Source organism: Pseudonocardia endophytica, assembly GCF_004339565.1.
GTDB lineage: Bacteria > Actinomycetota > Actinomycetes > Mycobacteriales > Pseudonocardiaceae > Pseudonocardia > Pseudonocardia endophytica.
The window spans coordinates 2,243,693-2,257,043 of the sequence record NZ_SMFZ01000002.1; the positions used below are offsets into that span (position 1 = coordinate 2,243,693).

General features: G+C 71.2%; 11 protein-coding genes and 4 tRNA genes. 6 read left to right on the forward strand and 9 right to left on the reverse strand.

Translation table 11 applies throughout. From position 1 onward, the window contains the following. Window positions 1-29: 29 nt before the first annotated feature. The 5 genes from EV378_RS29375 to EV378_RS29395 form a co-directional block, all read right to left on the reverse strand. On the reverse strand, window positions 30-1,286 hold the full coding sequence (locus tag EV378_RS29375) for a cytochrome P450 (protein WP_132430614.1): 1,257 nt from the start codon (window positions 1,284-1,286) through the stop codon (window positions 30-32). A gap of 877 nt (window positions 1,287-2,163) precedes the next feature. Continuing rightward, window positions 2,164-2,238 (reverse strand) — tRNA-Val (locus EV378_RS29380). A 1-nt stretch (window position 2,239) separates the two neighbouring features. Continuing rightward, window positions 2,240-2,311: transfer RNA gene (locus tag EV378_RS29385), tRNA-Cys, on the reverse strand. 44 nt (window positions 2,312-2,355) lie between these two features. Beyond that, window positions 2,356-2,428 (reverse strand) — tRNA-Gly (locus EV378_RS29390). A 153-nt stretch (window positions 2,429-2,581) separates the two neighbouring features. Then, window positions 2,582-3,010 (reverse strand): SsgA family sporulation/cell division regulator, encoded by a 429-nt coding sequence (locus EV378_RS29395; RefSeq protein ID WP_132430615.1) that lies wholly within the window; start codon window positions 3,008-3,010, stop codon window positions 2,582-2,584. A 369-nt stretch (window positions 3,011-3,379) separates the two neighbouring features. Between EV378_RS29395 and EV378_RS29400 the strand changes: the two genes are divergently transcribed. From EV378_RS29400 to EV378_RS29415, 4 genes are all read left to right on the forward strand, one after another. Continuing rightward, a complete protein-coding gene (locus EV378_RS29400; protein ID WP_243653823.1) occupies window positions 3,380-3,937 on the forward strand; it encodes an RNA polymerase sigma factor in 558 nt (185 codons plus the stop codon). Window positions 3,938-3,987: 50 nt separating this feature from the next. Continuing rightward, entirely contained in the window at window positions 3,988-4,833 is an 846-nt protein-coding gene (locus EV378_RS29405) for an anti-sigma factor (protein ID WP_132430616.1), read from the forward strand. A gap of 3 nt (window positions 4,834-4,836) precedes the next feature. Further along, window positions 4,837-5,268: a TIGR02611 family protein gene (locus EV378_RS29410; protein WP_132430617.1), complete on the forward strand. Its 432-nt coding sequence runs from the start codon at window positions 4,837-4,839 to the stop codon at window positions 5,266-5,268. 23 nt (window positions 5,269-5,291) lie between these two features. Beyond that, window positions 5,292-5,363: transfer RNA gene (locus EV378_RS29415), tRNA-Val, on the forward strand. 88 nt (window positions 5,364-5,451) lie between these two features. On the opposite strand, the gene EV378_RS36560 is transcribed toward EV378_RS29415, so the two are convergent. The 3 genes from EV378_RS36560 to EV378_RS29425 are packed head-to-tail and all read right to left on the reverse strand — an operon-like array spanning window position 5,452 to window position 6,939. Next, window positions 5,452-6,024, reverse strand: a complete 573-nt coding sequence (locus EV378_RS36560; protein ID WP_341540467.1) for a site-specific integrase — start codon at window positions 6,022-6,024, stop codon at window positions 5,452-5,454. Continuing rightward, window positions 6,009-6,740, reverse strand: coding sequence for an N-terminal phage integrase SAM-like domain-containing protein (locus EV378_RS36565; protein WP_243653824.1), 732 nt, complete (start codon window positions 6,738-6,740; stop codon window positions 6,009-6,011). The genes EV378_RS36560 and EV378_RS36565 overlap by 16 nt, the downstream gene beginning before the upstream one ends. Further along, entirely contained in the window at window positions 6,682-6,939 is a 258-nt protein-coding gene (locus EV378_RS29425) for an excisionase family DNA-binding protein (RefSeq protein ID WP_132430618.1), read from the reverse strand. The genes EV378_RS36565 and EV378_RS29425 overlap by 59 nt, the downstream gene beginning before the upstream one ends. Window positions 6,940-7,192: 253 nt before the next feature. Here EV378_RS29425 and EV378_RS29430 point away from each other — a divergent pair, with 253 nt between their 5' ends. Together EV378_RS29430 and EV378_RS29435 are read left to right on the forward strand one after the other, a co-directional pair. Continuing rightward, complete coding sequence (locus tag EV378_RS29430; RefSeq protein WP_132430619.1) at window positions 7,193-8,785, forward strand: hypothetical protein; 1,593 nt, start codon at window positions 7,193-7,195, stop codon at window positions 8,783-8,785. Further along, window positions 8,782-11,454, forward strand: coding sequence for a phospholipase D-like domain-containing protein (locus EV378_RS29435; RefSeq protein ID WP_132430620.1), 2,673 nt, complete (start codon window positions 8,782-8,784; stop codon window positions 11,452-11,454). Before EV378_RS29430 ends, EV378_RS29435 begins: the two co-directional genes overlap by 4 nt. Window positions 11,455-11,863: 409 nt before the next feature. Here EV378_RS29435 and EV378_RS29440 read toward each other — a convergent pair whose 3' ends face one another. Next, window positions 11,864-13,261, reverse strand: a complete 1,398-nt coding sequence (locus EV378_RS29440) for a Fis family transcriptional regulator (protein ID WP_132430621.1) — start codon at window positions 13,259-13,261, stop codon at window positions 11,864-11,866. Window positions 13,262-13,351: the final 90 nt, after the last annotated feature.

Here is a 13,351-nt window from a genome sequence, read left to right on the forward strand (position 1 = left end):
GGCGCCCTCAGGTGGGATCAGTCGCGTCCTCAGGTGAGCTCGAACGACAGCTTCAGGCTCGGCAGGGACCTGACGAACGGCGACTCGGGGTTCGGGGTCGGCTCGAACCCGTCGGCGATACGCACGTCGTGGGCGTGCTCGAGAAACACGTTCAGCGCGGTCTCCATCTCGGCTTTCGTGAGGTGGGAACCGATGCAGAAGTGTGGCCCGGACCCGAATCCCAAGTGCTGCGCGGCGCCGTTGAACGCCTTGCTCGGGTCGAGGTCGGCCCGATGGATGTCGAACGTGTCGGGATTCTCGAAGCGGCGCGGATCGTGGTTGGCGGCGGCGTACATGACGGCGAGCTGCGCGCCTTCCTCGATGTGGACGCCGCCAACCTCGAAGCCCGCGGGGGCGGGGCGGCTGCCGAAGGGGATGATCGCGTGGAAACGCATACTCTCGGCGAGGACGTTCGCCATCAGGCCGCGGTCCGCGGCCAGCGCGTGCTGGACGTCCGGATTGACGGCCAGCTCGTGCATAACCCACCCCAGCTGGTGGTCTGTCGTCTCGCCGCCCGCCAGGAACATGGTGGCGACGAACGACTGGATCTCGGCGTCTGACAGCGATATCCCGTCGAGCTCTGCCCGACACAACCTGGTGATCAGGTCCTCACCGGTGCCGTTCCGACGCTCCTGGATGACCGGAAGGATCAGTTCACTGAACTCGGCCTTCGCCTGCTGAGCCTTCGCGATGATCTCCGAATCGCCGGTGATGTTCCCCTCGGCGTTGATCCACGCGGCGAACCAGGCCGACATCCGGGTGTGGTCGGGAATCGGGAGATCGAGAATTTGGATCATCACGTTCGCCGAGAAGCTGGCCGTGAACTCCGTGACGAAGTCGATCTCCGCGCGGTCTCGTTCGCCAGCCTTGACCGCCGCGCGCTCCCGTTCGAAGATCGGATCGAGCAGGGCGTGCGCATGCTTGTCGACCTGGTCGGCGAAGCGCTGGACGCTGGAGCGGGCGAGTACCGGGGTGACGAGTGCCCGGCGACGTCGGTGGTCGATCCCGTCCATCGCGAAGAACGCCTGTGTGTCGGCGAGGTACTGGCCCAGAAGTTCCTGGGCCAGGCCGCCGATGTCGAGGTTCGCGAGACGCCGGACGTCCTCGTAGCGGCTGATCAGCCAGACGCCGAGGCCCTCGTCGAAGTGCACCGGATAGTGGTCGCGCAAGACCGCCAGGCCGGGCCACGGGTCCGCGATGTGGCCCTGCGAGAGGAGATCGGGCGGTGCGGGGGTGCTGACGGTCATCGGACTCCTGTTCGGGTGGCAGGTCGCGTCGTCGCGCCATGTCGCCGACGGCCAGGAACGAGAGATACCTTACTGCAGAGCCGTGTGCTTAGTAAAGTTCTGACGGGCCCGGCAGGTGGGTGCTGAGGTGTTCGCGGCCGGGTCTCGGGACCGTTGTCGATCACAGGCCAGCCGAGCAGGAACGTGCGTGCCTGTTCCGCCACCGGCTCGGGCGCCGTCCAGAACGCCGAGTGGTCCTGGTCGGGGAGGATCAGGAGCGTCGCGGTCCCCAGCATCGCGGACAGGGCTGTGATGGTGTCGTGGGCGCCCGCCGTCGGGGTAGCGGAGTGTGCGGCCTCGGTATCGTGGCGGATCACGAACGCTTCGACGTCGTGGCCGAACTCGGGGGAGTGCTGGCAGGCCACGCGCAGCAGGACCAGCAGCTTCTCTCCCGCCGTCGACCTGCCCAGCTTGATCGCGGCCCGGATCTGGTTGGCGCCGCTCGATCCCGCTCCCGGGTCGGGTGATCCCGTTCGTCCGCGATCATGTGCGGCTGTGGCTGATGGCGTCGAGGGCTCCGCTGTTCGCCAACGAGGTCGCGGCACCGCTACGCCGGTCGCTGTTCCGCACCCGGGTCTGGCCGCCGTCACTGGGTGCTCGGGCACGAGAAGGCGACCACGACGCTGGACCGCTGCACCCGGCGCACGGACGACAGCGAGCGGATCCTGCGGGCGCTCGACGACCCGGGGCGAGGAGGACCCGGACGACGACCCGCCGCCCGCTCCGATCCCGGTCTGACGGTCCGTGCTCCGGAAATGCTCCGGATCGTGGCACGAACATCAGAAAACGCCCTGGTCGGCTGGCTCTGATTGAGCCTCTGACCAGGGCGTTTCGGATGTGGTGCGCGATACTGGGATTGAACCAGTGACCCCTACCGTGTCAAGGTAGTGCTCTCCCGCTGAGCTAATCGCGCGAGGCGGAGGCGGGAATCGAACCCGCGTACAGGGCTTTGCAGGCCCTTGCCTAAGCCACTCGGCCACTCCGCCGGGTCTCGTGGACCGGGAGGTCCGGCGCAGGCCGACTTCCTCCGAGCGGACGACGGGACTCGAACCCGCGACCCTCACCTTGGCAAGGTGATGCGCTACCAGCTGCGCTACGTCCGCATGTGCACCGGATTCGGAACTTTCGCTGTCGTCCCCGGTGCGATGAGAGAACATTAGCGTAACCGCCCCGGGGGCCTGCAACCGGCCCCCTGCTCGCCGTCGGGTGCTCTCTCACCTGCGAAGATCGTCATCTTCGCCCGACGGCGGGCCGACTCAGTCGCGGGCGGTCGTGTCCAGGAGGTCGGACAGGGCGGCGTCGAAGTCGAGCCAGGAGTACTCGCTGGTCGGCGGGACGGCCTCGTAGGTGCGGTCGAGGAAGTCCGACAGCGACTGCGTCGAGGTGGTGAACAGGGCGTGCCCGGACGGGGAGGTGAGCTCCAGCTCGACCCGCGTCGGGTCCGACGGCATGGGCTGGACCTTGACGTCGCCGGTGCCCGCGGAGTCGACGAGGCCGTCGGCCAGCAGGTCGCGGGCGAAGACCCAGTCTACGGTGGAGTCGTGGCCGGTACGGAACGACGCCTGCACGGCGTACGGGTCCCGGCTGCTGTACGAGAGCTCCACCTTGACGGGCACCGGCGCAGCGTCCGGAGCGATGAGCTCGAACGTCGCCGTCGACCGGATCGTCTTGGACTGGTCGCGCATCGGTGATCCTCTTTCTGGGGCGGTGCCTTGGGGCGTCGATCGGAAAAACGAGCCAGCGGCCCGGGCGTGACGGGTTGGGCGTCGATGAACATCGGTCACAGTTGGATGACACCCGGTCGAGTCACACAGGTGTAACTCGCTGCTGCCGAACGGACGAGCAGCACTGCCCCAGGCAACCGAGAGTGTGAGCCGCCGCTCGCTGTCGCTACTACGCTGAACCGATCGGGCCCCGATCCCGAAGACGACTATGTGAGGACCACCCTGGTGCCGGACGCCACCGATACGCCGGGTCCGCCCGAGGCGGATCCGCCTCGTGGTGGCGCCCGTCGTGCGCCTGATCGCCGAGATCAGGAGGCCGACGTCGGCCTCGTGCGGCGGATCGCCCGGGGTGACTCCGGCGCGCTGGGGGAGCTGTACGACCGCTTCGGCCGTCCCGCCTACTCCCTCGCCCGCCGCATCTGTGCGGACGACGGCCTCGCCGAGGACGTCGTGCAGGAGGCATTCCTTGCATTCTGGAAGGACCCGTCGCGCTACGACGCGGCGAAGGGCCGGTTCGGTACCTGGCTGCTGACCCTCGTGCACCACAAGTCCGTGGACGCCGTCCGCCGGGAGAGTGCCATCCGGCGACGCACGGTGCCCGCCGCCGAGGACGGCGAGGAATGGTCGGCGCCGCCCGGGCCGGGCGCGGACGAGGACGCGATCGGGTCGCTCGTCGCGGGCCAGGTCCGGGACGCGCTCGGCCGGCTGCCCGTCGAGCAGCGTCAGGTACTCGCACTGGCCTACTACGGCGGCTACACGCAGCGCGAGGTGGCGGCGTTGACCGGAGTCCCGCTGGGGACCGTCAAGTCGCGGATGTTCACGGGGATCGCGCGGCTGCGGAGCCTGCTCGGGCCGGTCGTGGGGGAGTTCGCAGGGGGACTGTCGTGAGCGGGAACGACCGGAGGAACGAGAGGGACGAGGACGGAGGGGAGTGCCCGATGAGTGAACAGACGGTCGGTTGGGCGTTGCACTCCCTGGAGCCCGACGAGGAGATGGCGGCCCTCGAGCACCTCGACACGTGCGACGAGTGCCGGCAGCTGGCCGCCGACGTGGCCGAGGTGACGAGCGGGCTGGCCGAGGCCGTCGAGCAGCGCGAGCCGCCCGCGCGGCTGCGCGAGTCGATCGTCGAGCAGGCGGAGCGCACCGAGCAGGTGCCCCAGGCGCCGCCGTCGCGCCCGGAGCCCGTCCGGGAGGACCGCGGGGCGCCGGTGCGGACCTCGGCCCCGTCGGCGCCGCGTCATCGTGCGACGACCGGGCCGGACACCGGACGTCCGGGCGGTCGCTCGACGTCGCGGTCCCGGCGTCCGCGGAGCCTGCTGGCCGTCGTGGCCGCCGTCGCCGTCCTCGCCGGGGGTGGCGGGCTCGCCGCCTACGCCCAGCAGATGCGCGCCGAGCGGGACGCGAGCATCGCCCAGAGCCAGGACATCTTCCAGATGGTCGCTCAGTTCGACCGACCGGGCGCGCAGCACGCGTTCCTCGCGGCGTCGCCCGGTGTGCAGCCGGTCGCGGCCGTGATGGTGCACGGCGAGCAGCGGCAGGTGCTGGCCGTCGGGCTCACCCCGAACGCCGTCAGCGACCAGACCTACGTCCTCTGGGGGCTCAACAACGGCGCGCAGCCTCAGCCCGTCGGAACGTTCGATGTGCGTCCGACTCCGGATCGCCCGGTGTCAGTAGGATCTGCGACGGGCGGGTCGTTCAGCCAGTACGCGGTCTCGCTCGAGCAGGGCCGGGTGGCTCCGGCCTCGCCGTCGTCGGTGATCGCGAGCGGGCAGGTGGAGACCTAGACCATGAGCACGAGTCCTCCGAAGGTGCGCAGGGCGGGCGGAGGGCTACGCGGGTTCCGGGCGAGGATCGACACCAACCCGACGATGCGGTCGACGTACCGCATCGTCGTCGGGACCCTCGGCACGATCGTGCTGATCGTCGGGATCATCGCGATCCCGTACCCCGGCCCGGGCTGGCTGATCGTGTTCGCCGGACTCGGCATCCTCGCCAGCGAGTTCGAGTGGGCACGACGGGTGCTGCGCTTCGCCCGCCGCAAGTACGACGCGTGGACGGCGTGGCTCGGTCGGCAGTCGACGGCCGTGCGCCTTCTCGTACTGGGGCTCACCGGCGTGATCGTGGTGACGACGCTGTACCTGCTCAACGCCTTCTACCTTCTCGCCGGGTGGGTGGGGCTGGAGCAGTGGACCTGGTTGCAGAGCCCGTTCTTCGGGTGATGTAGGGTTCTGTTCACCGCTGAGGGCGATTAGCTCAGGGGGAGAGCGCTTCGTTCACACCGAAGAGGTCACTGGTTCGATCCCAGTATCGCCCACAGCAAAGGCCCTGGTCAGCGACTCAAACCGTCGAGTCGGACCAGGGCCTTTCGTTGTTCCTCGGCTACCGCGTGACCATCTGAGTGACTACCCGTCCCGGGTGTCCTCGGGGAACAGGCGGTTCATCGCGGTGGCGCCGTCGTCGATCACGGGCCGGATCTGCTTGCGGTAGATCAGCTCGGTGACGTTGCTGCCGCCGGTGTGGCCCACCAGGCGGGCGATCTGGTCGATGGTCACACCGCTGTCGGAGAGCAGCGAGACGAAGCTGTGTCGCAGTTCCCGCGGCGTCCAGTCGGCGGCGGGGAGTCCGGCGGCGTCGAGAACCCGGCGGAAGCCGCGCCGCACGTTGGCGGCGTTGAGCTCGGTGCCGGTGGCCGAGGCGAACACGAGATCGTTGTCGGTCCACCCGGTACCGACCTGCTCGCGCTGGCGCTGCTGGTCCGCGCGCCGGTTGCGCAGCGTCTCGACGCACCGGGCCGGGAGGGCGATCGTGCGGCGGGACTTGCGGGTCTTGGTGTCGCCGCCGGCACGGACCGAGCGCCACACGCGCATGTGCGGCGGCACCGGCGGGTCGGCGTCGGGTTCGCCGATGAGGTCGACGTGATCCCAGGTGAGCGCGCGCAGTTCCTCGGTGCGGGCGCCGGTCAGCAGACCCAGCAGCGTGTAGCCCCGTAGGTCGTCCGGTCGTCCTGGTCGAGCAGGGCGTGCGCCTGGGCCAGGGTGAGGGCCTTCGACGGCCTCCCCGATTGGCCGGTCGGGTTGCCGCACAGCAGAACGACGTTGCGTCGGACCTTGTCGCGGGCGTGGGCGCGGTGCACAGAGCGCTGCAGGATCGAGCGGATGTCCTGCAGGGTGCGGGTGCTCAGGGTGCGCGCCTTGTCGGCGAGCCAGCGGTCCACGTCGTCGGTGGACAGCTCGCGGAGCTTTCGAGCGCCCAGGGCCGGGATGACGTGTTGTTCGGCGAGTATGCGGCGGGTCTCCACGGTGCTGGCCGCGAGGTTGGTCAGCCCGTAGGTGAGCCAGTCCTCGACGGCCTGTTTGACGGTGTAGCCGTGCGCACCGACGGTGTGACCGTCCTCGGTGGCCCGCCGGATCTCGCGCAGTTTGTCCTTGGCGGCGGTCTTGGTCCGGCCGGAGCCTCGGCGCACGATCCGCTTGCCCGCTGCGGTGTAACCCACGGTCACCGAGGCGATCCAACGTTGCCGGGTTTCGTCCCAGTGCAGGCCGCCGTCGCCGCGGCTACGCCGCGCAGTCATGCTGGAGCCGGCCCGGATCCGCTCGACTCTCGCCGACGAGAGCGGTGCCGTCTCCGGGCTGTCACCGTCGAGGCCCCGGATGCGGCTCGGCAGCGGCTTCGTGTTCGAGGAGCTCGACATAGGCGTTGATCGCCCCGGCGGGGATGAGCCGGGTTCGGCCCTCGTGGACGGATCGTAGTCGGCCGCTGCGCAGCAGTTCGTACAGTCGACTCCTGCTCTGCGACAACAAGACCGCCGCCTCGTCGACCGAATAGAGTGCCTTGGGTACGGCGTCGTGCCGTGACGAACCGTCGGGGCGTGCGGATCGCCTTACAGCCATGGGAGTCTCCGGCGGGCCAGGTGGACGGTGCGGACGGCACCGACGCCGATGATGCGGAACCCCGTGGCCGTGCTGTTGTCGCGACAAGGGGCAGGAGAAGCCGGAGCTCGATCGCACGACGAGCAGCGTGGCCGACCACGCAACGGACCAGCGAGACGCGCGGTCAGCCTGTGGATAACCACGGACGCGGGCATCGGCAGAAGTTCATGCCCCGCGCCGGGGTGTTCTGGCCGCCCGTCACTATCGTCGGGTCATGGACTGGCCGATGGAGTCCGCCCAACCGCGATGGATCGCCCGCACGCTGCAGCTGAACGCCGGCCAGGATCCGCTGGGTTTGCAGTCGATGACCCAGGACCGGCTTATGCCGTCGTTGCTGCCCGGGATCCTCGAGCTTTCGGACACCGCCCGCTACATGTCGTTCCACGCGTTCCTGCTCGATGAGTACGCCCGGCGAAAGCTCCCGGCGACGACGGCGAACCTGTCGACGTTCGTCAAGCGCTGCGAGTGGGACCTCGGGCTGGCGGTTCAACGGTGCCCGCGGCGATGTGGCTCCAGCCCCGTCGGGCTGACCCGGCTCCGGCAGGCGACCATGGACGACGGCGAGATCGGTCGCGGGGAGTCGGTGCAGAGCCCACTGGGCGGGTACGGACTGTATTACCGGTCGCCAATGGCCACTCTGGGCCTCGTCGCGCGCGCCGGGACCGAGCTCGGCGATCGCCCGACGACCGTCGACGTGCTACGCACTGACTCCGCGCGTGCCCGGCGGCTGGCCGAAGGGTTCCGGTCCGCGGTCGCGGACACCGCCTACGTGCAGCACCACCTGGGGACGGAGGTGCCGCTGCCGCAGGCCGTCGTTGAGGAGTACGCCGAGCATGCCTGCCTGTGCAGGCTGGACACCCGGCCGGGAGAGCGGCAGGCGATCCACGACGCGCTGTTCACCGACGACGATGGCGCGCCGCAGCCAGCGGGGGAGCTGGATCAGCGGCGGCGCAGCGTCGCGCACTTCCTCACGCTGCTGCGCTCCGAACCGGATGTCGCCCGCACCGAGTCCGCGTACAGGCGCGCCGCCGCCGGTGCGTCCGGCGAGCGCGGCGCGGAGCACCGGTGGGTAGCCGGGCAGTGGGCGGCCGTGATGGCCAAGGATGTGTGGCAGGAGGCGCTCTGCTCGCTTTGGACGGACTTCTGCCGTCGCGGTCTGGCCCGCAGCCGCACCGACGGGCTCGGACTCGACGCCGGGACGGTGCGCGGTCTGGTGCCGGAACTGCTCGCCGGTCCGCCTCTGGTGGACCCCGCCATGCCGGCAAGCGAACTGGCCGCCGATCCCCCGCCGCTCCCGGTTGCGGACGACCGACCGGTGGCCGTCGCCGACGCCGACCTGGAGGACCTGCGGCAGGCCACGCGCCGCCTGGACTCGGCCGCCTCCGGCCTGGTCGTGATCCTGGAGCTGGCCGGCCGCGTCACCGCCCGCACCGGTCCCGGATGGACGGAGGTGCTGGAGAGCGACTCGGCGTGGCAGCGGCCGGTCGACACGGCGCTGACCGGTGTCCGGCGCCTGGTCGACGAGGGTGCGACGGCCGACGAGCTGCTCTGGTGGCTGCTCAGCCGGTTCGTGATCGAGCGCCACGAGGTGATCGCTTACTCGAAGCTGCCGGACTTCACCTTCCGCTTCCGGTGGGAGGAGGGCTTGCTACGGTTCGTCGACCACGGGCGCGGCCGGTTCCCGACCGCCTCCGTTCGGCACAGCCCGCTTCGCAGGCTCACTCGTGACCTCGGACTGTGGGAGGACGGCGATGTACCGCGGCTGACCGCCCGCGGTGCCGCGCTCGTGGACGAGGTCCTGACGTGAGCGAGGAGCCGGCGGGCGCGCCCGTCTACCGACCGGTCGCCGAGCTGTTCACCCGACCCGTCTCGGCGCTGTGGGCGACCACGTACAACGTCGACCTCGCGCTGGTGAACGAGTTCCTCCTGCCCCGCCTCGGCCAGCCGCCGCTGAACCTGACCGTGCTGGCGGATCACCGCACGCTGGGCCGGACGCTGGCCCGGATCCCGGCGGACCGCACGGACACGCTGGCCGCGGTGAACCGGCGGTGGTTGCTGCGTGGTGCCCGTGGACACGGCCCGAGCTTCCACCCGAAGTCCTACCTCGCGGTCACCAGTGCGCGGGCGACGCTAATGGTCGGGAGCGGGAACCTGTCGCTGCGCGGGCTCGACGAGGGCCGCGAGGTGTTCACCGCGTTCCGCTCCGGTACCCCTGGCGGGGACCGCGCGATCGCATTATGGCGCAATTGGATGCGGCAGCTGGTCCGTGATCTCGACGACCCGGTGGTCTCGGAGCGCTTCGGCGACCTAGAACGGCGGCTGCCATCGCCCGTGGCCGTCCCCGCCGACCCGGCCGCACCCCGGCTCGCGCACGACCTCGACGTCCCACTGCTGGATCAGCTGGCCGACGCGGTCGGTGACACCGCGGTGGACGAGCTCGTCGTCGCGGCGCCGTTCCACGACCCTGGGGCCACTGCGCTCGCCACGCTCGTCCAGCGGTTCGCGCCGCGTCGGACCGTCGTGTACGTCGCTGCGACGACCAGTGTGGACGGACCGGCGCTGCGAAGGGCCGTGGCCGGCACCGACGCCCGCTTCCGGATGCTCGACCCGGACCGGTTCACGCACGCCAAGCTCGTCGGCGTCGTGCAGGGTGACCGGGGCTGGCTGCTGAGCGGGTCGGCGAACGTGTCCCGCGCCGGGCTGCTGACCCCGGCGCGCGACCGCGGCAACGTCGAGCTGGGAGTGTTGGCATCGCTGCCGGCGGACGTCCTGCGTGGCTGTTTCGTGCCTCCCGGCGTCGCGGTCGCCGAGTGCGATCCCGATCTGGTGGATGCCCTGACCGCTGACCCGGACGACGAGGACGCCTCGTCCCGGCCGGTGCGCCTCGTGCGCGCCGAGGCGCTCGATGACGGGCGGGTGGTTGTCGTGAGCGACCCCCGTCCCGAGCAGAGCTGGTCACTCGTGGACCGGATCGGCACGTACTCGCTCGGGACCGGCGCCGACGGTCGGGTCGTCACCGGTGAACCGGTTGCCTCGCGCCTCGTCCGGCTCGCCGACCGTGAGGGTTCGCCGATCTCGGACGCCGTCGTCGTGGACGATCCGGTCGCGCTCGCCGCGCAGCTGTGCGACGGGGGCGATGCCGGGCGGCGCAGCGCGCCGCTCGAGCTGACCGACGGCGACCTGGACAGTGACCTGGGACAGGCGCTGCTGCAGCTACACCGCGAGCTGGTAATGGATGCCGCCGAGCTAGCCGACGGCCCGACCGTGGGCGGCGTCCCTGACGGGTCTGGCGCACCGGGGGACGACGACTTCTGGGACCGGCTCTTACGCGAGCAGCTCGCCGCCGACCCCCGCGCGTCCCGGTACCCCGGTCTGGCCGGTCCTGGCCGCCACCCGGGCGAGCTGGACGACCTCCTGGAAAAGCTACGGCTGCGTCTCCGGCCGGAGCTCGGTCCGCGGCATCGCTCGGGCTCCGACGAACGGCCTGACGGCGACCCGTCGCCGGAACTCGGAGTGCGGTGGAGCCCCCGCGCGCGGCTGCGCATACGGGCGCGCAACGTCCTGCGCCGCTGGGTGTCCGCGGTGGCCGACCCCCGGCTCGCCTGGGTCGACCCGGCCGCCCCCGAGGGCAACTTCACGGTACTCGCGAACGTGCTGGGACAGCTGCGTCTCGCCGCGGCCGAGCGACCGTACGCCGTCGAGCTGACCGCACATGACGTCGACGAGCTGTGGTGGTCGCTGTTGGCAACGTTCTGCGGGACCGGTCGCCGCGACGGCTACCTCGACCGTTTCGCCCGGGCCGAGGCCGACGCACGGGTCGGGGGGCTCGATCGGCAGGTCCGCGAGACCGCAGCATGGATGTGCTGGCTCGGCGTCCGGCCTGGCGCCGGCTGGCGCACGCGGGTCGTCCGCCACCAGGCCGCGTTGGCCTCGGCCGTCGAGCGGAACCTGCCGCAGCTCACCGAGAACGCGGCGCGGCACGCCGCCACGGCGCGCGGCGACGACCCGATACCCGCACCCACCCCGGCCGGGATGACCGACGGCCTGCTCCGCGCCGCCACCTTCATCGACGACGACCTGTGGTGCGAGGTGATGGCCGACCAGCTCGGGCTGGCCGAGCTGCGTTTCGTGCGCATGCGCGACCCGAGTCGGATTCGAACGGAGCTGCATGTCCACGGGCTCGACGACCCGCTGCAGGACCCGCGCGTGCCCCGGCTCCTGCTGGCCGCGGACCGGTACCGCGGCCGGGCCGGGGTCGTCCTGCGTGCCGCGCCGGCGTCCGGTGGTCGGCGGAACGAGGGCCTCGCGCCGGGCGGTGACTGGCGACTGGCGCATGAGCCGGAACACCCGATCGGCTACAGCGCCAGCCGCTCGCACGACATGGTCGACTCGCTGGTCGGGCTCGACTCGGGCCGGTTGGAGCGGATGAGCGAGGCCGGCCAGTCACTGGCGACGATCTTCGACGCTTTCGGGTGACGACCCGGCCCGGTCGGTACGGCGGGGCCTGTCACCGTGGCCCACGCCACGGCACGCGGTGCCGCGAGCGTGGGTCGGCGACCGTGTCGGTCGCGTGCGACGATCACGCACCAGGACCGTCACGAGCACCTTGTCGCGCAGGAGTAGGCAAGCGTCTGGGCAGGTCTCACTGAATCCGTAGATCACGTCAGGGCGCAGTACCACCGGCGGCCCGTACGTGGGCCGTGACTGCCAGTGCGCCGTGGAGATGAGCCTGCGAAGCCTGCGGACGGCCAGCCGAGCCGGCACGCCCTCGATCCGCTCGCGATAGCGCTGGACCGCGTGCGGGGTCAGCAGAACGGAGTTCGGGTCGACGGCGAGGTCGAGGTCCGGCCCGGGTAGGGCGAGCCGGAGCACCGCGGCGGCGTCGTCAGGCCGCGGCATCGTCGGCACCCGAGGTGTGGGCGCCGAGCGCCGCGCGGGCCTGGGTGAGCAGGCGCGAGATCTCGGTGCGCAGCTCGTCGGACTCGCCGCCGATGGTCTTGGCGTGCCGCTGGATCAGGCCGACCGACTTGGTGATCTCGTCGATCCGGACCAGTGCCGCGAGCGCGGAGGCGATCTTCTCGTCGGCGACGCGGACGTCGCCGTCCTGCTGCCGGCTCGCCGCCGCGAGGGCGGCCAGGCGCAGCAGCTGGAGGACCGTACGCAGCAGGTCCGCCGACCCACTGCCGGGGTCGAAGGCCATCACGAGGCGGCGCGGGCCGAGGCTGAGCAGGCTGTGCCCGCCGAGCTGCTCGGGGGATCGCACGATGCCGAGGGACGCGACGGCGTCGCGGTTCTGTTCCGTGTCGCGAAGGTAGTCGCTCCAGCCGTTGCGTTGGGAGTCGGACATCTCCACCGCGACGCGGACGTCGCCGCCGTTGACGGCGAGGACGCCGTCGCCCTTCTTGTTGTTCGGGAACCGGCCGGCCTTGCGGGCGGTGACGCGGTACTCGTCGCCGAATCCCGCGGCCAGCTCGGCGAGCAGTACCTGCAGCTCCTCCTCGAACTCGTCGCCCTTGAGCGAGCTGGTGCTGACCACGGCCGCCCGCGCGCTGGACGCCGCCTGGGCCACCTTCACGGCCTCGGCGAGAGCGTCGACCTTCTGGGTCAGCGCCTGGGAGTCGGCGGTCAGCGTCGCGGCGAGCCGCTCCTGCTGCTCGGCGAGAGCGCGGGCCTGCTGAGCGGCAGGGGAGGCCGGGTCGGCGGGGTCGAACGCCCGGGCGGCCGTCGCGACAAGCTCACCGGTCTGCGCGGTGGCACGGGCCTCCAGGTCGCGGCCGAACTTCTCGAGGACCGGCCCGAGTCGGGCCAGCAGCTCGGGGTTCTCGCCGCCCAGCAGTCGAGCCAGGTCCCCGCGCAACGCCGTGCCTGCGGTCTCGACGGACTCGGTGAAGGTGCGCCTGGACTGCGCGGCGATCTCGTCGAACGTCTTGCGCGCGGCGGCGGTTGAGGCCTCGATGGTCGCAGTGGCCTGCTGGACGGCCGCGCCGGTCGCCCGCTCGGTCTCGCGCGAGAGCCGGCTGGTGCGCTCGCCGACGTCGGCCACGAGTGCGTCGAGCCGGTACGCCTCCTGCGCCCCGCCGGCGGTGGCGATCGCCTGGGAACCGACGACGAGGGCCTGGTTGACGAAGGCGGTCAGGTCCCGGTCGGCCATTTCCGCAGTGGGCACGGCGGCACCGCGACGGCCGGTCGGCCAGTGGCGCGCCTCCGTCAGGACGTTCGGGTCGTTCATGGTCAGGTGCTCGACGATCAATGCGGGACCATCGGCATCGAAGTGCGCGGTCATGTGCTTCCTCGCTGGCTCCTGGCCGGCCCGGTTGGCCGACCGATGCGAGGAACGATGCGGCGATGCGGTCCTGCGGTCGATCCCGTTCGC